Here is a 22930-nt window from a genome sequence, read left to right as displayed (position 1 = left end):
GGGCAGCGCAGGCTGGTGGTGACAAGGCCACTGTGATGAAATGCAACCCCGCGCTCCTTCGCCTCACCCGGCCCACCGTGAAATCCCGTCTGCTTCGCCAATTGCTCATCCCGCCTTTGATCATCCTTCTGATGGTCGGCATCGGCCTGGTCGCCTACCTGATCAGCCAGAGCAACGGCATCCGCACCCTCAGCGAAACCGGCGAGCGCCAGCTCGAGCTGCACGCGCGCACGGTAGAAAGCGAGATCAGCAAGTACACCTACCTGCCCAGCCTGCTGGAGCTCAACGACAGCGTGTCGCAGTTGCTGCTCGACCCGGATGGCGGCGCTCGGCAGTCGGTCAATGAATACCTCGAAGGCATGCAGCGGCGCAGCCGCAGCCGGGCCATCTACATTCTCGATACCCAGGGCCGCGTACAGGCCACCAGCAACTGGCGCGATGCCGACTCGTTCCTCGGTGAAGACCTTTCGTTCCGCCCCTACTTCCAGGATGCCGTGCGCGGCCAGCCGGGACGCTTCTATGGCATCGGCAGCACCACTGGCGAGGCCGGCTACTACCTCGCCCATGGCCTTGAAGAACACGGCAGGATCATCGGCGTGGCGGTGATCAAGGTACGCCTCGACACGCTGGAAGAACGCTGGCAGCGAGCGCGCCTGGAAGCCTTCGTCAGCGACGAGAACGGCATCATCATTCTTTCCAGCGATCCGGCGCGGCGCTTGAAGTCGTTGCAGCCGCTGACGCCGCAGGTCAAGGAACAGCTGGCGCGCAGCCTGCAGTACTACTGGTGGCCGCTGGAAGAACTGCAACCGCTGGCCCGCGAGCCACTGGCCGATGGCGTGGAAAAGCTCACCTTCCCGGCCAACAGCGAAACCGCCCAAGGCGAGCCGCAGGAAGTGACCTACCTGTCACAGACCCGCCGCCTGGCCGACACGCCCTGGCACTTCACCCTGCTCACCCCGTTGCAAGACTTGCGCCGCGAAGCCATGGTGCAGGGCGCGCTGGTGGCCTTCGCCTTCGCCTTGCTGACCATCCTCGGCATCGCCTGGAACGAGCGACGCAAGGTCATCGCCACGCGCCTGGCCGCCCGCGAAGCGCTGCAGGAAGCCAATGCGCAGTTGGAGCGGCGAATCGCCGAGCGCACCGCCGACCTGCGTGCCAGCAACGAGCGGCTCAAAGGCCAGATTCGCGAGCGCAGGCACGCCGAGCAGACCCTGCGCCAGGCTCAGGATGAACTTGTGCAGGCCGGCAAGCTGGCCGCCATCGGCCAGATGTCCACCAGCATCGCCCACGAACTGAACCAGCCTCTGGCCGCGCTGCGCACCTTGTCGGGCAACAGCGTGCGCTTCCTCGAGCGCGGCGCGCTGGACGTCGCCAGCGCCAATCTGCGCACCATGAACGAGCTGATCGACCGCATGGGACGCATCACCGCCAGCCTGCGCTCGTTCGCCAAGCGCAGCGACGATGGCGGCCAGGCGTCGCTGTGCAAAGCCGTGGATGCCTGCCAGCAATTGCTGGCCGCGCGCCTTTCCAGTAGCCGCCTGCGCATCCACCGTGATTTCGACGAGCAACGCCTGGCCATCGACCAGACCCGTCTCGAGCAGATTCTCGCCAATCTGTTGGCCAACGCGTTGGACGCAACCCAGAACCAACCGCGCCCAACCCTGTGGCTGGAGGGCGAACTGCAAGGCGAGCGCTACCGACTGCAAGTGCGCGACAACGGCCACGGCATCGATCTCGAAGCACGCAAGCACCTGTTCGAACCGTTCTTCACCACCAAGCCAGGCGAACACGGGCTGGGCCTGGGGCTGACCTTGTCGGCGAGCCTCGCCGCCGCCGCCCAGGGCAGTCTCAATGTCGAGCACCCAAGCGAAGGCGGTACCGCCTTCGTGCTGGTGCTGCCCCTGGCCAACCTTTCCCTCGATACGGCTGAGCATCCATGACCCAAGCCCCCCTGACTGTCCTGATCGTCGAAGACGACCCCCATGTACTGCTGGGCTGCCAGCAGGCACTGGCGCTGGAGGATATCGCCTGCGAAGGGGTGGGCAGCGCCGAGGCGGCGCTGGAACGCATCGGCGATGACTTCGCCGGTATCGTGGTCAGCGACATCCGCCTGCCCGGTATCGATGGCCTGGAGTTGCTGGCAAGGCTCAAGGCCCGCGACCGCAGCCTGCCGGTGGTGCTGATCACCGGTCACGGCGACATCGACATGGCGGTGGGCGCGATGCGCAACGGCGCCTACGACTTCATGGAGAAACCCTTCTCCCCCGAGCGCCTGGTGGATGTGGTGCGCCGCGCCCTCGAGCAGCGCGGGCTGGCCCGCGAGGTGGTGGCCCTGCGCCGCCAACTGGCCGGGCAAGGCTCGCTGGAGGCACGCATCATCGGTCGCTCACCAGCAATGCAACACCTGCGCGAACTGATCGGCAACGTCGCCGACACCTCGGCCAATGTGCTGATCGAGGGCGAGACCGGCAGCGGCAAGGAACTGGTCGCTCGCTGCCTGCATGATTTCAGCCGGCGCCAGGGCCAGCCCTTCGTCGCCATCAACTGCGGCGGGCTGCCCGAGAACCTGTTCGAAAGCGAAATATTCGGCCATGAAGCCAACGCCTTCACCGGCGCCGGCAAACGCCGCATTGGCAAGATCGAACATGCCAATGGCGGCACGCTGTTCCTCGATGAAATCGAAAGCATGCCGATCAACCTGCAGATCAAACTGCTGCGTGTGCTACAGGAACGCACGCTGGAGCGATTGGGCTCGAACATGAGCATTCCGGTCGACTGCCGGATCATCGCAGCGACCAAGGCCGACCTGCAAAGCCTCGGTCAACGCGGCGAGTTCCGCAGCGACCTGTACTACCGCCTGAACGTGGTGACCCTGGAGTTGCCGCCGCTGCGCGAGCGGCGCGAAGACATCCTGCAACTGTTCGAACACTTCCTAGAACAAGCGGCGCTGCGTTTCGACCGCGAAGCGCTGGCGCTGGACAGCCAGACCCTGTCGCAGATCATGGCCCACGAGTGGCTGGGCAACGTACGTGAGTTGCGCAACGTGGCCGAGCGCTTCGCATTGGGTTTGCCGGCGTTCAAGAAGAGCCCGAGCGGCGCCAGCCAGGGGCTGGGTTTTGCCGAAGCGGTCGAGGCGTTCGAGCGCAACCTGCTCAGCGAGGCGCTGCTGCGTACCGGCGGCAACCTCAGCCAGGCCAGCCAGGACCTGGGCATGGCCAAGACCACGCTGTTCGACAAGGTGAAGAAATATGGCCTGGCCTGAACCCTGCGCTTAAAGCCCGGCGATGTGCGCAGATTCAAGGCGCTGGGCGCGCAGGTAAGGCAGGATCGCCCCCAGCAGCGGTGCCTTGAACGGTTCTTGCAAACGGTGGGCGAGGCCTGGAATCAGTCGCAGCTGGCTGCCGCGGATGTGCGCTGCCAGGTGCACCCCGTGCATCACCGGCAACAGTGGGTCTGCCGTGCCATGCACTACCAGGGTCGGCACCCGCAACTGGTTCAGCAGCGCCACGCGACTCGGCTCGGCGAGAATCGCCATGATCTGCCGACGCCCGCCCTCGGGATTGAAGCCCCGGTCATAGGCCCGCGCGGCCTGTTGCAGCAGTTGCGTGCGGTCATCGGCAACCTGCGGATTGCCCAGTGCAGACAACAGCTCGACCTGCTGCTGCAAGGCCGTGTCGCGGTCACTGGCGCCGCGCTGAGCGAACAACTGCACCAGGGCCGCACTGGGCGCCGGCAGGCCCACCGCGCCTGAACTGGACATCAGCAGCGTCAGGCTGCTGACCCGCTCAGGCGCCTCGGCGGCCAGGTGCTGGGCGATCATGCCGCCCATGCTCACTCCCAGCACGTGAAAGCGCTCAATGCCCAGTTGGTCCATCAACCGCAGGCCGTCGTCGGCCATGTCGGTAAGGCTGTAGGGCGCCGCCACCGGCAGGCCGAGCTTATAGCGCAGCAGTTCGAGGGTCAGGCTGGCCGACGCCGGCGGCTGTATCCAGCGGGTCAGGCCGGCATCGCGGTTGTCATAGCGAATCACCCGAAAGCCCTGGCGACACAGGGCCTCGACCACGTCATCGGGCCAGTCGATCAACTGCCCGCCCAGGCCCATGACCAGCAGCAATGCCGGATCATTCGCAGCGCCCACGCTCTGATAGGCCAGGCTCAGTTGACCCAGCTCGGCCTGCTGCACCGGCACCTGTGCATCACAGCGCGCCGCCGCGACTCCGGGAACCCCCACCCACAACATCAACCACACCAACAACGCTCGCATGCCCTTAACACCAGATTGCAGATTCCCAGTAGAGCGCGAGTGTGATGAATCCCGTTCAAGCGCGCTGCCACACTTCAATGACAGTTTGATGAAGCCGGCCAGGCGGTCACGCCGGTGCAGGTCGACACCTGCGGCAACATGAGGGAAACTCATCGCCCTGATCGCACCAGTGGGAATAGCCCCGGAGTTCGTTGTGCTGGAAATCCGTCACCTGAAAACCCTTCATGCCCTGCGCGAGGCCGACAGTCTGGTGGAAGCGGCGGAACGCCTGCACCTTACCCAATCGGCGCTCTCCCACCAGTTCAAGGAACTGGAAGAGCGCCTGGGCCTGCCGCTGTTCGTGCGCAAGAGCAAGCCGTTGCGCTTCACCAGTGCCGGCCTGCGTCTGCTGCAACTGGCCGATGCCACGTTGCCCCTGCTGCGCAGCGCCGAACGCGACATCGCGCGTCTGGCCGGCGGCACTGCGGGGCGACTGCACATGGCCATCGAGTGCCATAGCTGCTTTCAGTGGCTGATGCCGACCATCGATCAGTTCCGCGACGCCTGGCCGGAAGTCGAGCTCGACCTAGCCTCGGGGTTCGCCTTCGCACCCCTGCCAGCGCTGGCCCGTGGCGACCTCGATCTGGTCGTGACCTCCGACCCGCTGGACCTGGCAGGCATCACTTACGTGCCGTTGTTCACCTACGAGGCCATGCTGGCGGTGGCCAATCAGCATGCGCTGGCGAGCAAGCCCTACATTGTGCCGCAAGACCTGCTCGACCAGACCCTGATCACCTACCCGGTGGAACGCGACCGGCTGGACATCTTCACCCGCTTTCTCGAGCCGGCCGATATCGAGCCGGCCGCGGTGCGCACCTCAGAGCTGACGGTGATGATGATGCAACTGGTCGCCAGCGGCCGTGGCGTCTGCGGCATGCCGCACTGGGCCCTGCATGAATACAGCTCGCGTGGCTATGTGAAGGGCAAACGGCTGGGCGAGAAAGGCCTGTTCGCCACGCTGTACGCGGCGGTGCGCACCGACATGCTCGATGCGCCCTACATGCGCGATTTCCTGCTGACCGCCAAGGACACCTCGTTCGCCACCCTCGATGGGGTCAGCGCGGTGCGCTGAAGCGTTCGCGGTACAGCGGCAGGATCTGCTCGGCAGTCAGTGGCGCGAGCACTACATCAGGGGTTTGCTCTGCGGTCAGCCACAGTACCTGCTCGATCTCGGCGGCAGGTGCGACGGCTTGATCGGTGAGCACCTGGAACAACTCGGCGTGCACCTGACAGCCAGGCTCGTTGGCTGCCGGAGCGCTAAAGCTGCCCAGGTGCTGGGCAGCCTGCGGCTCGATGCGCACGCCGAGTTCTTCGAACAGCTCGCGAGCCAGGGCCTGGGGCGCTGTTTCACCAGAATCGATCTTGCCACCGGGCTGCATGAAGGCCTGGGTGCCGCGTTTGCGTACCAGCAAGGTACGGCCCTGCGGGTCGACCAGCAGAGCGGCGGCGATGCGAATGATGTTGGACATGGGAGCCTGCCTGAAAAGGGCGTGCGAGCATCACACGCCCGGCAGACTCAGGCAAGCGGGCGCTCTGGATCAAGGGGCCGGTCACTGCGCAGGTTTGCTGGCGAAGCCGGCGAAACGCTTGTTGAAGCCTGCCACACGACCTTCGACGGTGGTCTTGCGCTGCTGGCCGGTATAGACCGGGTGGGACGCACTGGACACATCGAGGGCTACATAGGGGTAAGTGTTGCCGTCGCTGTGCTTCTGGGTACGGTCGGTGTCGACGGTGGAGCCGATGAGGAAGTACACGTCTGCTGCGGTGTCGTGGAACAGCACGGTACGGTATTGCGGGTGGATGCCGGGTTTCATGGTGAATACCTTTGAGATGGATTGATACTCTATAACATACCAATCGGGAATCATTCCTGACAACTACTCAGTGATTAAACGCGCCGCGCCGGAATAATCGCGCAACCTCTGCCCGGTACCGTTTGTCACAAGTAAGTCTTGGCTTCCTTTGACAAAATTTTCACATCGCCCGCCCAGCGTCTAAGCTTCTGCCCAGCAAGATGAAACTACCTGGTCGGATTTAGAACTATGGGCGCACTGTGGCACACGGAACCTCCCCGAATGGAAGCACCCGATACCGAGCAGCCCTCTGCCCCAGCGCCACCACCCCGCCGCCGTCGCCGCCTGTGGTGGCGGCTGCTGGCACTGCTTGTGCTGCTGGCACTGATCGCACTGGGCATCGCCCTGTACCAGGAAAGCCAGACCTCGGCCTTGCAGGCCCGTACGTTCAGCCGCCTGGCCAGTACGCTGACCTATTCGCTGCAACCGGGCCCCAGCGACGCGGTGATCTACCCCGGCGAAGGGCCGTTCGACAAACGCCTAGGCTACAGCGGCATTGGCGAGTTCATACCGCGCCTGCTCAAGCGTGACTATGTCATCAGTGAGCAGACGCGCTTTTCGCCAGCGCTGATGGACTACGTCGGCCATGGCCTGTTCGTGCCCTACGTGGAGAAAATCCAGGCCGGCCTTTCCATCACCGACTGTCGCGGCGACAGCCTTTACCAGTACCAGTATCCGCAGCACCTGTATCCGGCGTTCAGCGACATCCCGCCGGTGATGGTCAACAGCCTGCTGTTCATCGAAAACCGCGGCCTGCTCGACCCCAAGGACCCGCAGAACAACCCGGCAGTCGACTGGCCACGCTTCGCCAAGGCAGCCTATAGCCAGATCGCCAAGTACTTGGCCCTGCCCGGTCAGTCCGCCGGCGGTAGTACGCTGGCCACGCAACTGGAAAAATACCGTCATTCGCCCGATGGGCTGACCGTGTCGGGTGCCGAAAAGCTGCGGCAGATGTTTTCCGCCAGCGTGCGCGCCTACCAGGGCGGCCCCGACACCACCCTGGCGCGCCAGCGCATCGTGCGCGATTACCTCAACAGCGTGCCGCTGTCGGCCGTGCCCGGCCACGGCGAGGTGCATGGCATGGCCGAGGGCTTGCGGGTGTGGTACGGCGCTGACTTCGAGCAGGTCAATGCGGCGTTGAAAAGCACCGCGAGCGATGCCGAGCATCTGGCCGAACGTGGCCTGGCCCTGCGCCAGGTGCTGTCGCTGATGATCGCCCAGCGCCGGCCCTCGCACTATTTGTCCAAGGGCCGCATCGAGCTGGCCGAGCTGACCGATTCGCACGTGCGCGTGCTGGCCGCCAACGGCATCATCGAACCGGCCCTGGCCGACGCCGCCCTGGCCAGCAAGGCGATCTACCGCGACTGGGTGGCGCAGCCGACCATCGTGCCGATCGTCACCAACAAGGGCATCAGCCTGGCGCGCAACCGCCTGGCCGCGATGTTCAACCGTCCCCTCTACGACCTCGATCGTCTCGACCTGTCGGCCACCAGCACCTTGCAGGCCGACTTGCAGTTGCAGGTCAGCGACTACCTCAAGCACCTCGCCGACCCCGCCTTCGCCGCGCAGATCGGCCTGATCGGCGAGCGCCTGCTGACCGCCAGGACCACCGACCAGGTCAGCTACAGCTTCACCCTGTTCGAACGCACCGCCGACGGCTCTCGGGTGCGCGTGCAGACCGACAGCACCAACCAGCCGTTCGACATCAACGAAGGCAGCAAGCTGGAACTTGGGTCTACCGCCAAGTTGCGGGTGCTCACCACCTACCTGGAAATCATCGCCGAGCTGCACGGGCAATATGCCGGCAAGCCGCCGGCCGAGTTGCGCAAGGTGCAGGTCGCCGACCTCGACCGCCTCAGCCGCTGGTCGCTCGACTGGTTGCTGCAGAACCCGAAGAACCAGAACCTTGCGGCCATGCTCGATGCTGCGCTGGAACGCAAGTACTCGGCCAATACCGGGGAATCGTTCTTTACCGGCGGCGGCATGCACGTGTTCAACAACTTCCGCAAGGAGGACAACGGCCGCAACCCGAGCCTCAAGGATGCCCTGCGCGAATCGATCAACCTGCCGTTCATTCGCCTGATGCGCGACATCGTGCGCTACGTGACCTACCAGCAACCCTACAACCGCGAGCCGCTGCTCAAGGACGACGCCGATCCGCGCCGCCAGGAATACCTGGCGCGCTTCGCCGACCGCGAAGGCACCAATTACCTCTTACGCTTCTGGAAAAAATACCAGCGCAAGACCTCGCAGCAGCGCCTCGACACCTTCCTCGACAGCCTGCGCGTGACCCCGCAGCGCCTGGCCGCCGTGCACCGTTACCTGTTCCCCGAATCACGCCAGGAAACCTTCAACGCCTTCGTCCGCGCCCACAGCCAGGGCAGCCCGGCGGCGCTGGCCAGGCTCAGCGACAGTCGTCTGGTGGAAATGTACGCCGCCTACGGACCGGGCAAGTACGACCTGCCCGACCAGGGCTACATCGCCAAGGTGCACCCGCTCGACCTGTGGCTGCTCGGTTACCTGCTGAAAAACCCTGGTGCGACCCAGCGTGAGGCGATCAACGCCAGCCGCTTCGAGCGTCAGGAGGTGTACAGCTGGCTGTTCAAGAGCCGCCACCAGGGCGCGCGCGACAGCCGGGTGCGGACCATGGTCGAGATCGAGGCCTTCCTCGATATCCACCAGCGCTGGAAACGCGTCGGCTACCCGTTCGACCACTTGGTGCCATCGCTGGCCACCGCCATTGGCAGCTCGGGTGATCGCCCGGCAGCGTTGTCGGAGCTGGTCGGCATCATCCAGAACGATGGCGTGCGTTTGCCGACCTTGCGTATCGACACCTTGCACCTGGCCGCAGGCACCCCGTACGAGACGCAGTTGGTCAGCGATCCTGACCGCGGCAAGCGGATTTTGCCGGTGGAAGTGGCACAGGCGCTCAAAGGCGCCATGTCGCAGGTGGTCGACGCAGGGACGGCGCGACGTATTTCCGGCAGCTTCACCCTGCACGATGGCACCCCGCTGGTGATGGGCGGCAAGACCGGCACCGGCGATAACCGCATCGAAAGCTTCGGTGCCGGCGGTCGGCTGATCGGCTCACGCTCGCTGAACCGCACGGCCACCTTCGTGTTCTTCCTGGGCGACAACCATTTCGGCACCCTCACCGCCTTCGTGCCGGGACGTACCGCCGAGGCCTTCACGTTCACCTCCGCCCTACCGGTACAGGTGCTAAAGGGCATGGCGCCGATTCTGATGCCTTACCTGGAGCCGGGCAGCGCGACCGAATGCAAGGCGCCGCAGATGGCCGCCAACGGGGCGTCGTAGGCGCCCAATAGAGGCGTTCAAACACCTGCCGCATGTTTCTCGAATGAGAAACATGCGCATTTATAACTTGCTAAAAGATATATCTTGCGTAAGCTTCTGCGATACATCTGATTGCGGAGGCTCCCTGTGCGCAACCCCCTTGCCCAAGACCCGTTCGAGCGCCGTGGCGGCCGTGGCCCGCGCATGTTCGCCCCAGGCGACCTGAAACTGCTGCTGCTGTCGCTGCTGGCCGAACAACCCGGTCATGGCTACGACCTGATCCGCCAGATCGAAAACCTCTTCGACGGCGGCTACAGCCCAAGTCCCGGGGTGATCTACCCCACCCTCAACTTCCTCGAAGAAGCCGAGCTGATCCGCGGCCAGGCGCAGGGCAGCAAGCGCCTGTACCTGATTACCGAACTCGGCCAAAGCAGCCTCGCCGAGCAACACGTGGCGCTGCACAACCTGCGCATGCGCCTGGACATCAGCAAGCGTGCGCTGACCGGCCAGCAGCGCCCGGAACAGATCCACCAGGCGGTGGGCAACCTGCGCCATGCCTTGCACATGCACAACGGCCACTGGAGCGCCGAGGAAATCGAGCGTGTCAGTCGCCTGCTCAACGATGCCGCCAGCGCAATCGCCGCCGGCCCCCACTCATCCCCGGAGAACCGCTCATGAATGACAGCGTGCATCGCGTCAACCACACCATCCGTCAGCGCTGCCTGAGCGTGCTCAGGGTCACCGAGCTGACTCCACGCATGCGCCGTATCACCCTGGGCGGCGCCGAACTGGAGGGCTTCACCAGCCTGGGCAGCGACGATCACATCAAGCTGCTGTTCGCCAGCAACCCCGAGCAACAGGCGGCCATCGACGCGCGCCAACTGGGCCGCGATGCCGAGGTCAAGCCAACCCTGCGCGAATACACACCGCGGCGCATCGACCTCGACGCCCTGGAACTGGACATCGACTTCGTTCTGCATGGCGACGGCCCGGCCTCGACCTGGGCCGCCCAGGCAGCCGCCGGCCAGACCCTGCACATCGCCGGGCCGCGCGCTTCACTGGTGGTGCCGGACATCTTCGACAGCTACCTGTTGATCGGCGACGAGACCGCCTTGCCGGCCATCGCCCGGCGCCTCGAGGAACTGCCGGCAGGGCGCCAGGTAGTGGCACTGATTCAGATCGAAGACGCCGCCGAGCGCCAGCCGTTGCCCAGCCAGGCCGATGTCGAGGTGCATTGGGTGTTGCGCCACGCGCAGGATATGGCGACCCAGGTCGAGGCCCTGGAGCTGCCGGCAGGCCGACTGTACAGCTGGGTGGCGCTGGAAAAGAGCCTGACCCGCGAGGTCAAGGCGCTGCTGCTGGACAAGGGCGTCAACGAGCAGGATCTCAAGGCTGCCGCCTACTGGCGCGCCGATGCCAGCGCCGACGACGCCTGACCCTCAGCCAGCGCGCCGCGCGCGCCAGCGGTCGATGGCGATGAACAAGCCACCGACCAGGCAGAAGCCCAGCAGCAGCCCGAGCGCGTTGAGCAGCACCCTGCCATAGCCCAGCTGCGCCACGTCGATGAAGGGATAGGGATACACGCCAATCTCGAATCCGCGCCACAGCGCGAAGGCGAAATAGCCCATCGGGTACAGGCTCCAGGCCGCCAGGTGGCGCAGGCGCAAGCGGCCCTTGGGCACCATGCGCCACCAGTACACGACGAACAGCACAGGCATCACATCGTGCAGCAGCTCATCGGCCAGCCACTGCCAACCGCTGGGCTGCCACAGGTGGCGCAACAGCAGACTGTAGGCCAGCGCCACCAGGCTGATGCTGACGGCGATGCCGGTGCTGACCGGCGCGCTGAGAAACCAGCGCCGCACCGGCCCCTCTCGGCCCCAGGCGGCGTGGCTCAGCACCGTGGCGACCAAAGTGTTGCTGAGCACAGTGAAGTAACCGAACACGCTCACCAGCCCACCGACCAGATTCGCCTCGGCCTGCCAACGAGCCACCAGCACCAGCCAGATCTGCACGCTCAGGCCGGTCCAGCCGAGCAATGCCGCCAGCGTCAGCCACGGATGCCGGATGCTCAACCGCGGCGCTGCAACTTCACATACAACTGCTCGACTTTTTCCCGCGCCCAAGGGGTCTTGCGCAGAAAAGTCAGGCTCGACTTGATGCTTGGGTCGCGCTGAAAGCAGCGCACCTCGACCCGCTCGGCCAGCCCCGACCATTGGTAGTGCGCTACCAGTTCGGTGAGGATCTGTTCGAGGGTCTTGCCATGCAAGGCGTTGTGTTCCGACGTGCTCATGCCGCGCTCCAGAATTACCAAGGGGCGCACTTTACACCGGTAAGGCCGCCCAGGTTGATTCTGACCACCCACGGCGGCAGCGGTTTCTTCCAGACCTACTCACCGCAGGCAGCGGCGACAAAGTGCTGGTCAGCCGTGATGGCTTTGTGCTGGAATAATTATGTTACTTTATAACGTAATAACTATCTGCCAAGGAACGTCACCCGCCATGCTCCGTTTTTCGTTCACCCTTTCCCCCCTGGCCGCTGCGCTGTGCCTGGCTTCGATGTCGAGCCAGGCACTGGAACTGCAACCCCAGGTGGTCACCGCCAACCCGCTGGGCAGCGCACAACTGGCCACGCCCAGCACCGTTCTGGAAGGCGATGAGCTGCTGCAACAGCAGCACTCAAGCCTTGGCGAAACCCTCAACAAGCAACCCGGTGTGGCCTCGACCTGGTTCGGACCCGGTGCCAGCCGCCCGGTGATCCGCGGCCTGGACGGCGACCGCATCCGTATTCTGCGCAATGGCGTCGGCGCGCTGGACGCCTCGTCGCTGTCGTATGACCACGCCGTGCCACTGGACCCCAACAGCGTCGAGCGCATCGAAATCGTCCGCGGCCCCGCAGCGCTGCTGTATGGCGGCAACGCCATTGGTGGCGTGGTCAATACCTTCGACAATCGCATCCCCAGTTCACCCATCGACGGCATTCACGGCGCCGGAGAGTTGCGCTACGGCGGCGCCGACACCACCCGCAGCAGCGCCGGCAAACTGGAAGCCGGTGACGGCACCTTCGCTCTGCATCTGGACGCCAACAGCCGTCAGTTCAACGACCTGCGCATTCCCGGCTACGCCAAGCGCAGTAACCTGCGCGATGCCGATGATCCGGGCCGTAAAGGCCGGCTGGAGAACAGCGACGGCCGTCAGGATGGCGGCGCCATTGGCGGCTCGTACAACTGGGAGCACGGCTACACCGGGCTCTCGTACAGCCGCTACGACAGCAACTACGGATCGGTGGCCGAGCCTGGCGTGCGCCTGGACATGCAGCAAGAGCACTACGCCTTCGCCTCGGAGCTGCGCGATCTGTCGGGCCCGTTCACGTCACTGAAATTCGACGCCGGCTATACCGACTACCAGCACCGCGAAATCGAAAGCGGCGAGGTGCACACCACCTTCAAGAACAAGGGCTATGAAGCGCGCGTGGAAGCGCGCCATCAGCCGCTGGGGCCGCTGGAAGGGGTGATCGGCGCGCACCTTTCCCGTAACGAGTTCTCTGCGCTGGGCGAAGAAGCCTTCGTGCCGCATACCAATACCGACAGCCTGGCGCTGTTTCTGCTGGAGCAGTGGCAGGCCACCGAGCGCCTGAACCTGAGCTTCGGCAGCCGCCTGGAGCACACCCGGGTCGACCCCGATGCCAAAGGCAACGCCACTTTCGCCGCGGCCGACAGCACCAGCAGCTTCAACGCCCTGAGCCTGTCCTCCGGGGCGGTGTACCAGCTCGATCCGGTGTGGGCCCTGGCCGGTAACCTGGGCTACACCGAGCGCGCGCCGACCTTCTACGAGCTGTATGCCGACGGTGCCCACGTGGCTACCGGCGCCTATGAGGTGGGAGATGCAAGCCTGAACAAGGAAAAGGCGCTGTCCGCAGACCTGGCCCTGCGTTTCGACAACGGCACCCACAAGGGCTCGGTAGGTGTGTTCTACAGTCACTTTCGCAATTACATCGGCCTGATCGGCAGCGGCAATCTGCGTGAAGGCCATGAGCATGACCATGGCGACGACGATCACGATGATGACCATGACCACGACCATGGTGAAATCCCCGAATACCTGTACCAGGGCGTGCGCGCACGCTTCTACGGCATCGAGGCTCAAGACCGCTGGCAACTGGCCGACAATCGATATGGCCAGTTCGCCCTGGAACTGTCCGGTGACTACACCCGCGCGAAGAACCTCGACAGCGGCCAGCCACTGCCGCGTATTGCCCCATTGCGCCTGAACAGCGGGCTGTTGTGGTCGAAGGATCGCTGGCAGGCGCGGGTCGATGTGCAACACGCCGCCGCGCAGCGGCGCACGCCCGAGAACGAAAGCCACACAGCTGGCTACACCACCTTGGGCGCCAGCGTCGGCTACCGCTTCGACATCGGTGAAAGCCAATGGCTGGCCTTCGTTCGCGGCGAGAACCTCACCGACCAGACCGTGCGTTACGCCAGCTCGATCCTGCGTGACGTCGCACCAGCCCCTGGGCGCAGCGTCGAGGTGGGCCTGCGCACCACCTTCTGACCGCCGCAACACCTGCCGTGCGCGTGCAATGCGCGCACGGCAGCGCCTGGTCGAGGGGACTGTTACCGCGCGGGCAACAGTCCCCTGCGACATTTTGTCTTTTTTTCTGCCGCGTTCCTCTATATCCTCCGCGCCACGCTGAAACGCTTCAGCTCTATCCCCTTTGAATTTCGCATCGAGGCCGCCCGCGCCCTCGAGGCCTTCGGCATGCTTCGACAATGACAAGACAGCGCTACCTTCCGCTCAATCCGCCTCGCCCGATCCTGCTCGCCCTGACCCTCTGCCCCGTGCTCGTAGCCCTGGCCCCCGGCGCAGCAGCGCAGGCTGCGTTCGACGCCGACTCGCCGTGGATGCTCGGTGACTGGAACGGCAGCCGTAGCCAGTTGCTCGAGCGCGGCTACGACTTCACCGTCGGCTACACCGGTGAGGTGGGCAGCAACCTGCGCGGCGGCTACGACCATGACCGCACCGCGCGCTACAGCGATCAGTTCACCTTTGGCAGTCACTTCGATCTGGCGAAGATCGCCGGCTGGGCCGACACCGATGCTCAACTGACCATCACCGAGCGCAGCGGCCGCAACATCAGCAATGACCGCATCAACGACCCGCGGGTCGGTGGCTTCACCTCGGCGCAGGAAGTCTGGGGCCGCGGGCAGACCTGGCGGCTGACGCAGATGTGGGTTCGGCAAAAGTACTTCGACGGTGCGCTGGACGTGAAAGTCGGCCGTTTCGGTGAAGGCGAGGACTTCAACAGCTTCCCTTGCGACTTCCAGAACCTGGCGTTCTGCGGCTCGCAGGTGGGTAACTGGGTCGGTGGCATCTGGTACAACTGGCCGGTCAGCCAGTGGGCGTTGCGGGTCAAGTATCACCTCACGCCGGAGCTGTTCGTGCAGGTCGGCGCGTTCGAGCAGAACCCGTCGAACCTGGAAACCGGCAACGGCTTCAAGCTCAGCGGCAGCGGCACGCAAGGTGCACTGATGCCCGTCGAACTGGTATGGAAGCCCAAGGTCAATGGCCTTGAGGGCGAGTACCGCGCCGGCTACTACTATAGTAATGCCAGGGCGCAAGACGTCCTCGACGACAGCCATGGACAGCCAGCCGCCAGCAGCGGCAACGCCTACCGCAGCCGTGCCAGCAAGCACGGGTTGTGGCTTGGTTTGCAGCAGCAGGTGAGCGCGAAGGCCTCCGATGCCTCGCGCGGCCTGAGCCTGTTCGCCAATGCCACCGCTCACGACAAGAAGACCAACGTGATCGACCACTACCTGCAGGCGGGCCTGGTATACCGAGGCCTGTTCGACGCAAGGCCCAAGGACGACATCGGTTTCGCCGTGGCCCAAGTGCACGTCAACCCGGCGTTTCGCAAGAATGCACGCCTGGCCAACCAGGCTGCTGGGCTCTATGACTATGCCGATCCGGCGTTCCTGCCGGTTCAGGACACCGAATACAGCGCTGAACTCAACTATGGCGTGCACGTGGCCAACTGGCTCACCGTGCGTCCCAACCTGCAGTACATCCGCCATCCGGGCGGAGTCAGCCAGGTCGACGACGCGCTGGTGGCCGGCGTGAAGATTCAGAGCAGCTTTTGATCATCTTTCGATTTCTACTGACCTACGGAGAACACCCCCATGAGCACTGACGGTGCCAAACCCGGCGCCCCCTGGCTGCCTCGCCTGATGGGCGTCCTGCTGTTGTTGATGGGCCTGGCGCTGCTGGCCGGCGGCATCTACCTGAGCCAGCTCGGCGGCTCGCTGTACTACCTGGTCGCAGGTATCGGCTTTGCCCTGTCGGGCGTGTTGCTGCTGGCGCGCCGGCGCCTGGGCCTTGGCCTGTACGGCCTGGTGCTGCTGGGCAGTACCGTGTGGGCACTGATGGAAATCGGCCTGGACTGGTGGCAACTGGTACCGCGCCTGTCGCTGTGGTTCGCCCTGGGCGTGGTGTTGCTGCTGCCGTGGGCGCGTCGCCCGCTGATCGGCTCGGCCAGCCGCGCCAACACCGCGCTGCTGACCGTTGCGGTGATCGCCTCGGGCGCCACTGCAGTCGCCAGCCAGTTCACTCACCCGGGTGAAATCCGCGGCGAACTGGGCCGTGACAGCAGCGAAATGGCCAGTGCCGCCCCGGCCATGCCCGATGGCGAGTGGCAGGCCTATGGCCGTACCGAATACGGCGACCGCTACTCGCCCCTGCGCCAGATCACCGCGCAGAACGTCGGCCGCCTCGAAGAAGCCTGGCGCATTCGCACCGGCGACCTGCCGACCGACGATGACCCGGTCGAGCTGACCAACCAGAACACCCCGCTCAAGGTCAACGGCATGCTCTATGCCTGCACGGCGCACAGCAAGCTGCTGGCGCTGAACCCCGACACCGGTGCGGAAATCTGGCGTTTCGACCCGCAGATCAAGAGCCCGACCAAGACCTTCAAAGGCTTCGCCCACATGACCTGCCGTGGCGTTTCCTACTATGACGAAAACCGCTACGTCAGCCGCGACGGCAGCCCCGCGCCGAAGATCAGCGAAGCCGGCAAACTGGTCGCCCAGGCCTGCCCACGCCGCCTCTACCTGCCGACTGCCGACGCCCGACTGATCGCCATCAACGCCGACACCGGTAAAGTCTGCGAAGGCTTCGCCAACCAGGGCGTGGTCGACCTGACCCGCAACATCGGCCCGTTCTCGGCCGGCGGCTACTACTCCACCTCCCCCGCCGCCATCACCCGCGACCTGGTGATCATCGGCGGTCACGTCACCGACAACGAGTCGGTCGACGAGCCATCCGGGGTCATCCGTGCCTATGACGTGCACGACGGTCACCTGGTGTGGAACTGGGACAGCAACAAGCCCGAAGACACCCGTCCGCTGGGCGCCGGTGAGGTCTACACCCGCAACTCGGCGAACATGTGGTCGATCGCCAGCGTCGATGAAGAGCTGGGCATGATCTACCTGCCACTGGGCAACCAGACCCCTGACCAGTGGGGCGCCGACCGTACCCCAGGCGCCGAGAAATACAGCGCAGGTGTCGTCGCCCTCGACCTCGCCACCGGCAAGCCACGCTGGAACTACCAGTTCACTCACCACGACCTGTGGGACATGGACGTTGGCAGCCAGCCGACCCTGGTGCACCTGAAGACCGACGACGGCGTCAAGCCTGCGGTCATCGTACCGACCAAGCAGGGCAGCCTGTACGTGCTGGACCGCCGCGACGGTACGCCTATCGTGCCGATCCGCGAGATTCCGGTGCCCCAAGGCGCAGTGAAGGGTGACCACACCGCCCCGACCCAGGCCCGTTCCGACCTCAACCTGCTCGGCCCTGAGCTGACTGAACAGGCCATGTGGGGCGCAACGCCGTTCGACCAGATGCTCTGCCGCATCCAGTTCCGCGAGCTGCGCTACGAAGGCCAGTACACCCCGCCGTCGGAGCAGGGTTCGCTGGTCTATCCGGGTAACGTCGGCGTGTTCAACTGGGGCAGCGTGTCGGTCGACCCGGTCCGCCAGTTGCTGTTCACCTCGCCCAACTACATGGCCTTCGTGTCGAAGATGGTGCCCCGTGAGCAGGTCGCTGCCGGCAGCAAGCGGATGAGCGAAACCAGCGGCGTGCAGCCCAACACCGGTGCGCCTTATGCCGTGACCATGCACCCGTTCCTCTCGCCGATCAGCCTGCCGTGCCAGGCGCCGGCCTGGGGCTATGTGGCAGCCATCGACCTGTTCACCAACAAGGTAGTGTGGAAGCACAAGAACGGCACCACCCGTGACAGCACCCCGGTACCGATCGGTCTGCCGGTTGGCGTGCCGAGCATGGGCGGCTCGATCGTTACCGCAGGCGGCGTTGGTTTCCTCAGCGGCACCCTCGACCAGTACCTGCGCGCCTACGACGTCAACGACGGCAAGGAGCTGTGGAAAGGCCGCCTGCCGGCAGGTGGTCAGGCCACGCCGATGACCTACACCGGTGAAGACGGCAAACAATACGTGCTGGTGACCGCAGGCGGGCATGGCTCGCTCGGCACCAAGATGGGTGACTACATCATCGCTTACAAGCTGGCTGACTAAAGTACGGCCACACGTCCGCGCCCCCGCCTGGGGGCGCCTCTGCCAAGGCGCGCAGCCCTGCGCGCCGAGGCGCTTGCCATCCCGGCACTCGCCATTGAAACCACTCACCCCCTGCCCCATCTAAGCACCATAGCCAATCACGCAGGTGCCCCATGAGCGACCAGCAGGATCTTCCTGATCATCCCGACGAAAGCGACGAAGTCGAACATATCGAGGCCGATGCCGAGGCCGGCCGCTTCCTCGCCCTGCCAGGCCAGCAGCTGCCGGACAAGGTCTACGTCATCCCGATCCACAACCGCCCGTTCTTCCCTGCCCAAGTGTTGCCGGTCATCGTCAACGAAGAGCCGTGGGCCGAGACCCTCGACCTGGTCGCCAAGACCCCGCACCACTCGCTGGCGCTGTTCTTCATGGACACCCCGGCCGAAGACCACCGCCATTTCGACACCAAGGCGCTCCCCGAGTACGGCACGCTGGTCAAGGTGCACCACGCCAGCAAGGAAAATGGCAAGCTGCAGTTCGTCGCCCAAGGCCTGACCCGGGTGCGCATCCGCACCTGGCTCAAGCACCACCGCCCGCCGTATCTGGTGGAAGTCGAGTACCCGCGCCAGCTCTCCGAGCCGACCGATGAGGTCAAGGCCTACGGCATGGCGCTGATCAACGCGATCAAGGAACTGCTGCCGCTCAACCCGCTGTACAGCGAAGAGCTGAAGAATTACCTCAACCGCTTCAGCCCCAACGACCCTTCGCCCCTCACCGACTTCGCCGCCGCACTGACCTCGGCCACCGGCGTGCAGTTGCAGGAAGTGCTCGACTGCGTGCCGATGCTCAAGCGGATGGAAAAAGTCTTGCCGATGCTGCGCAAGGAGGTCGAGGTCGCGCACCTGCAGAACGAGATCTCCGCCGAGGTCAACCGCCAGGTCGGCGAGCATCAACGCCAGTTCTTCCTCAAGGAACAGCTCAAGGTCATTCAGCAGGAACTGGGCCTGAGCAAGGATGACCGCAGCGCAGACCTCGAGCAGTTCCAGCAGCGTCTGCAAGACAAGAAAGTCCCCGAACAGGCGCAAAAGCGCATCGACGAGGAAATGGGCAAGCTGGCGATCCTGGAAACCGGCTCGCCCGAATACGCCGTGACCCGCAACTACCTCGACTGGGCCACCGCCCTGCCGTGGGGGGTGTATGGCGACGACAAGCTCGACCTCAAGCACGCGCGCAAGGTACTCGACCAGCACCATGCCGGGCTGGACGACATCAAGGAACGGATTCTCGAATTCCTTGCCGTCGGCGCCTGGAAGGGCGAGATCAGCGGCTCGATCGTGTTGTTGGTCGGCCCGCCTGGGGTGGGCAAGACCAGCGTCGGCAAGTCCATCGCCGAATCCCTCGGCCGGCCGTTCTACCGCTTCAGCCTCGGCGGCATGCGCGACGAGGCCGAGATCAAGGGTCACCGACGCACCTACATTGGCGCACAGCCGGGCAAGCTGGTGCAGGCGCTGAAGGATGTCGAGGTGATGAACCCGGTGATCATGCTCGACGAGATCGACAAGATGGGCCAGAGCTACCAGGGCGATCCGGCCTCGGCCTTGCTGGAAACCCTCGATCCTGAGCAGAACGTCGAATTCCTCGACCACTACCTCGACCTGCGCCTGGATTTGTCCAAGGTGCTGTTCGTGTGCACCGCCAATACCCTCGATTCCATCCCAGGCCCTCTGCTCGACCGTATGGAAGTGATTCGCCTCTCGGGCTACATCACCGAAGAAAAACTCGCCATCGCCAAGCGCCACTTGTGGCCCAAGCAATTGGCCAAGGCCGGTGTGGCCAAGACCAGCCTGAGCATCAGCGACACCGCGCTGCGCCAGGTGATCGAGGGTTATGCGCGTGAGGCCGGGGTGCGTCAGCTGGAAAAACAACTGGGCAAGCTGGTGCGCAAGGCGGTGCTCAAACTGCTGGAAAACCCAGAGGCGAAACTGAAGATCGGCCCGAAAGACCTTGAACCGGCGCTCGGTACGCCCGTGTTTCGCAGCGAACAGGTGCTGTCGGGCAAAGGCGTCATCACCGGGCTTGCCTGGACCAGCATGGGCGGCGCCACGCTCCCGATCGAGGCAACCCGCGTGCATACCCTCAACCGCGGCTTCAAGCTAACCGGCAAACTCGGCGATGTGATGAAGGAGTCGGCGGAAATCGCCTACAGCTATGTCAGCTCGAACCTTGCGCAATACGGCGGTGACCTGGCCTTCTTCAATGAAGCCTTCATCCATTTGCATGTGCCCGAAGGCGCCACGCCAAAGGACGGCCCCAGTGCCGGGGTGACCATGGCCAGCGCATTACTCTCACTGGCGCGCGACCAAGCGCCGAAAAAGGGCGTGGCCATGACTGGCGAGCTGACCCTCACCGGCCAGGTGCTGCCCATTGGTGGGGTGCGGGAAAAAGTCATCGCCGCGCGGCGGCAGAAGATCTACGAACTGATCCTGCCGGAGGCCAATCGCGGCGACTACAACGAACTGCCCGAGTACCTGCGCGAGGGCCTGACGGTGCATTTCGCCAAACGCTTCAGCGATGTGGCCAAGGTACTGTTCAGCTGAGGACGCAATCAGGCAACCGGCAAACACACGATCGCCGCAACGCCGGGCGACCGTGTGTACTGCCTGTCAGAGTTGCAGTTCGGCGACCAGACGCTGCTGAACTGCCAGCAGTTGCCGGAAGGCTGCCGCCAACGCCTTCACCGCCTCGACGTCGTCCAGGGCGAGGCGGCTGATGTCCTGGTTCAGGCGCTGCAAACCGGTGAGCAGGTGTTCGGCGCCCGCCCCCCATTGTTCGCGCATCTGCTCCAGTGTGTGCAGCGTGTCCATCTTGTCGAGTTGACCGGTCAGCTCATTGCTGCGCCGATCGAATCGACGCACCTGTTCCTGTTCGGTCTGGGCCCGTCGACGCATCGCCTTGGCATGCTCGTGCAGCTGGCCGTACTGCATGCCGACGAGGACATCACCTAGCAAAGTCTGCAGATCCTTCAGGGCGTCCGTGGCGATTTTCGCTGCTGCGGCATACTCCCCGCCCGGCACCATCAGAGCGCTGAGGGCGTCGAGCGAGGGCACCACATTACCAAACCGGGTTTGCAAACCGCTTTGCTCCAAGGCAGCGATGGCTTTTTCCACTCGTTCGAGCTCTGCGCTATAGCGCGCCACATCCTCCGTGGCGCCAGCGCGCAGGCTTTCCACGCGATCTTTCTCTTCGAGCAAACGCTGTTTTTCCAGGGCACTGTTGAGGGCTGGCAGCGTATCGAGCGCGTTTCGCTCGTCACGTAGCAAATCGATCTGCTTCTGAAGACTGCTCACCGCGTCACGCTGACGCTTTCGCGCGTAGCTGAACGCACTGGGGATGGGCTTGCGCTCCAATTGTTCGATGACCCTGTTCAACCCTGAGGTCGAGAGACTGGCGATCTTGCCTTGCGCGATGAAGCTGACTTGCTGGTGGGCCTGGTCGAGCAGCCTTACATGGCGCTGCAGGTTTTCCTGAAGGTAGCTCAGGAACTTGAAGTCGCCCTCCTGCCAGGCCGTGATGAACAAGGCGCGGGCGGTTCTCATGGGTTTCAGGTCAAGGTCGAAGGCAGAGCTATTGATTGTGGAAACAATGGCTTTCATGGAGTGCGTACCTTGTGATCAAGCGGCAGAGGCCTGAGAAAAAATTCGGGTGAGCTGAACGGACTGCGCTTCGATGCCTTGCCATTGCTCGAGGAAGGTTTCGAAGTGAATGACGAAGATGAACAGTTCCTGGGAGTCTTCGATTTCCTGCAGCACTTCCATGGACTGGGTGATATAGGCCTCGACTCTCTGCCACACGCTGTGCAGCGAGTCTGCGCTGATCACCACCTCCTTGAGCCGCGCGTTCAGGTCATCGACGAAGCTGCCGAGCTCGGCCATACGCCCCTCGAGCCGTACGCGGGCCTGCAATGTCTTGCACGTCCTGAAGCGCTCCTTGTTCAGCTGATTGCGGCGCTTGCGCACCGACTCCGCCTTGGCGCCATAGATACCGCCAGTGATGGCCAAACCGATCAGACCTGCGGAAAGCCCCGCCAGGGAGGCTTTGACGTAGTTGTCGTACTCACTGTTGAGCTTGCTGATTTGCTCATCGAGTTCCTTGAGTTGCCTGCGCAGGTCCTCGATCAGGCCGTCACCGCGCTTGCGCTCGATCGCGCGGCGCTTGTCGTGGACGGCAGGAATGAGTGTGTACCGCGCCGTGTCGCGGAAGATCTCGGCTTGAGCACCGACCTCCTTGACCTTGTTGGCGTACTTGCGCACTTCTGCCTGGACAATGCGCAGCACGGTATCCAGCCGCTTGATTTGCCGTTTCTCGTGGTCGTCCAGCGCAATCGCAACCGGCAGCGTGACCTGTTGCCAGTGCTCGGGAGGCACCTTCTGATCGAGCACTTTTTCGCACTCGATGATGATGCGCTTGCCGTAGGTGAGCAGCGATCGGGCGCTGGTGCCCAGATCCGCAGCCAAGCGCTTGCTGTTGTCTGACAAGGGCTGCCATGACCCCGCATGGTTGCGTAGGGCATCGAACAGAACCGTCATCCCATCTACCGTCAGCTCCGGCTCATCGGTGGCTTGCGGCCCCAGCCATCTGCCCAGTTCGGCAGGCGTGGACGGCAGCGAAAACACGTAATTGGCATACCGGTTGATGGTGATGATGTCTTCACGACCGAAGGTCAAGCCGCCTTCGTTCGGGCCGTCTCGTTCGGCCAATGTACGGACGAACTCGCCCGGTAACTGGGCGGCCTCTCCTTGTAGCGCTAAATAATCGTCAGATTGGACATTCACGACTGTACTCCTGAGTCAGGCCCCAATGGCCCTGGCCCCGAAGCTAAGGAACCTGACTGTCTGGCAGCAGCGGGCAGAC

General features: G+C 64.2%; 17 protein-coding genes. 10 read left to right on the top strand and 7 right to left on the bottom strand.

Annotation, left to right across the window (positions count from 1 at the left end; all coding sequences use genetic code 11):
• Window positions 1-35 precede the first annotated feature (35 nt).
• Together aauS and aauR are read left to right on the top strand one after the other, a co-directional pair.
• Window positions 36-1940: a two-component sensor histidine kinase AauS gene (aauS, locus tag H618_RS0112140; RefSeq protein ID WP_028695331.1), complete on the top strand. Its 1905-nt coding sequence runs from the start codon at window positions 36-38 to the stop codon at window positions 1938-1940.
• Window positions 1937-3262: a two-component response regulator AauR gene (gene aauR, locus H618_RS0112135; protein ID WP_028695330.1), complete on the top strand. Its 1326-nt coding sequence runs from the start codon at window positions 1937-1939 to the stop codon at window positions 3260-3262. Before aauS ends, aauR begins: the two co-directional genes overlap by 4 nt.
• A 9-nt stretch (window positions 3263-3271) precedes the next feature.
• Here aauR and H618_RS0112130 read toward each other — a convergent pair whose 3' ends face one another.
• Window positions 3272-4264: an alpha/beta fold hydrolase gene (locus H618_RS0112130; protein ID WP_028695329.1), complete on the bottom strand. Its 993-nt coding sequence runs from the start codon at window positions 4262-4264 to the stop codon at window positions 3272-3274.
• Between the two features lie 193 nt (window positions 4265-4457).
• Between H618_RS0112130 and metR the strand changes: the two genes are divergently transcribed.
• Window positions 4458-5375: a transcriptional regulator MetR gene (metR, locus tag H618_RS0112125; RefSeq protein WP_028695328.1), complete on the top strand. Its 918-nt coding sequence runs from the start codon at window positions 4458-4460 to the stop codon at window positions 5373-5375.
• On the opposite strand, the gene H618_RS0112120 is transcribed toward metR, so the two are convergent.
• Both H618_RS0112120 and H618_RS0112115 read right to left on the bottom strand, forming a co-directional pair.
• Window positions 5359-5772 carry an NUDIX hydrolase gene (locus tag H618_RS0112120; protein ID WP_028695327.1) on the bottom strand — a complete coding sequence of 138 codons (414 nt, stop codon included), beginning with the start codon at window positions 5770-5772 and terminating at the stop codon, window positions 5359-5361. The two genes, metR and H618_RS0112120, sit on opposite strands and share 17 nt — an antisense overlap.
• Before the next feature lie 81 nt (window positions 5773-5853).
• Entirely contained in the window at window positions 5854-6117 is a 264-nt protein-coding gene (locus tag H618_RS0112115) for a type B 50S ribosomal protein L31 (RefSeq protein ID WP_028695326.1), read from the bottom strand.
• Between the two features lie 228 nt (window positions 6118-6345).
• Here H618_RS0112115 and H618_RS0112110 point away from each other — a divergent pair, with 228 nt between their 5' ends.
• From H618_RS0112110 to H618_RS0112100, 3 genes are all read left to right on the top strand, one after another.
• Window positions 6346-9471, top strand: coding sequence for a transglycosylase domain-containing protein (locus H618_RS0112110; RefSeq protein WP_028695325.1), 3126 nt, complete (start codon window positions 6346-6348; stop codon window positions 9469-9471).
• Between the two features lie 183 nt (window positions 9472-9654).
• The gene (locus H618_RS0112105; protein WP_050577303.1) at window positions 9655-10128 is read left to right on the top strand and encodes a PadR family transcriptional regulator; all 474 of its coding nucleotides are present in this window, start codon (window positions 9655-9657) and stop codon (window positions 10126-10128) included.
• Window positions 10125-10886 carry a siderophore-interacting protein gene (locus H618_RS0112100; RefSeq protein WP_028695323.1) on the top strand — a complete coding sequence of 254 codons (762 nt, stop codon included), beginning with the start codon at window positions 10125-10127 and terminating at the stop codon, window positions 10884-10886. The genes H618_RS0112105 and H618_RS0112100 overlap by 4 nt, the downstream gene beginning before the upstream one ends.
• Before the next feature lie 3 nt (window positions 10887-10889).
• Here H618_RS0112100 and H618_RS0112095 read toward each other — a convergent pair whose 3' ends face one another.
• A complete protein-coding gene (locus H618_RS0112095; RefSeq protein ID WP_028695322.1) occupies window positions 10890-11525 on the bottom strand; it encodes a Pr6Pr family membrane protein in 636 nt (211 codons plus the stop codon).
• A complete protein-coding gene (locus tag H618_RS0112090; RefSeq protein ID WP_028695321.1) occupies window positions 11522-11743 on the bottom strand; it encodes a VF530 family protein in 222 nt (73 codons plus the stop codon). Before H618_RS0112090 ends, H618_RS0112095 begins: the two co-directional genes overlap by 4 nt.
• A gap of 208 nt (window positions 11744-11951) precedes the next feature.
• On the opposite strand from H618_RS0112090, the gene H618_RS0112085 reads away from it, so the two are divergent.
• The 4 genes from H618_RS0112085 (at window position 11952) to lon (ending at window position 20616) form a co-directional block, all read left to right on the top strand.
• Window positions 11952-14003 (top strand): TonB-dependent receptor, encoded by a 2052-nt coding sequence (locus tag H618_RS0112085; protein WP_028695320.1) that lies wholly within the window; start codon window positions 11952-11954, stop codon window positions 14001-14003.
• Window positions 14004-14221: 218 nt separating this feature from the next.
• The gene (locus tag H618_RS0112080) at window positions 14222-15589 is read left to right on the top strand and encodes a carbohydrate porin (RefSeq protein ID WP_033727654.1); all 1368 of its coding nucleotides are present in this window, start codon (window positions 14222-14224) and stop codon (window positions 15587-15589) included.
• Window positions 15590-15628: 39 nt separating this feature from the next.
• Window positions 15629-18040 (top strand): glucose/quinate/shikimate family membrane-bound PQQ-dependent dehydrogenase, encoded by a 2412-nt coding sequence (locus H618_RS0112075; RefSeq protein WP_028695318.1) that lies wholly within the window; start codon window positions 15629-15631, stop codon window positions 18038-18040.
• A gap of 152 nt (window positions 18041-18192) precedes the next feature.
• Window positions 18193-20616, top strand: coding sequence for an endopeptidase La (gene lon / locus H618_RS0112070; RefSeq protein WP_028695317.1), 2424 nt, complete (start codon window positions 18193-18195; stop codon window positions 20614-20616).
• Window positions 20617-20682: 66 nt separating this feature from the next.
• Here lon and H618_RS0112065 read toward each other — a convergent pair whose 3' ends face one another.
• Both H618_RS0112065 and H618_RS0112060 read right to left on the bottom strand, forming a co-directional pair.
• Window positions 20683-21672, bottom strand: coding sequence for an alpha-xenorhabdolysin family binary toxin subunit B (locus H618_RS0112065; RefSeq protein WP_028695316.1), 990 nt, complete (start codon window positions 21670-21672; stop codon window positions 20683-20685).
• Between the two features lie 18 nt (window positions 21673-21690).
• Window positions 21691-22851, bottom strand: coding sequence for an alpha-xenorhabdolysin family binary toxin subunit A (locus H618_RS0112060; protein WP_028695315.1), 1161 nt, complete (start codon window positions 22849-22851; stop codon window positions 21691-21693).
• Window positions 22852-22930 lie beyond the last annotated feature (79 nt).

Source organism: Pseudomonas cremoricolorata DSM 17059 = NBRC 16634 (assembly GCF_000425745.1).
GTDB lineage: Bacteria > Pseudomonadota > Gammaproteobacteria > Pseudomonadales > Pseudomonadaceae > Aquipseudomonas > Aquipseudomonas cremoricolorata.
The sequence above is the reverse complement of the archived record's forward strand: the minus strand, read 5'-3'. Positions and strand labels throughout refer to the sequence as shown.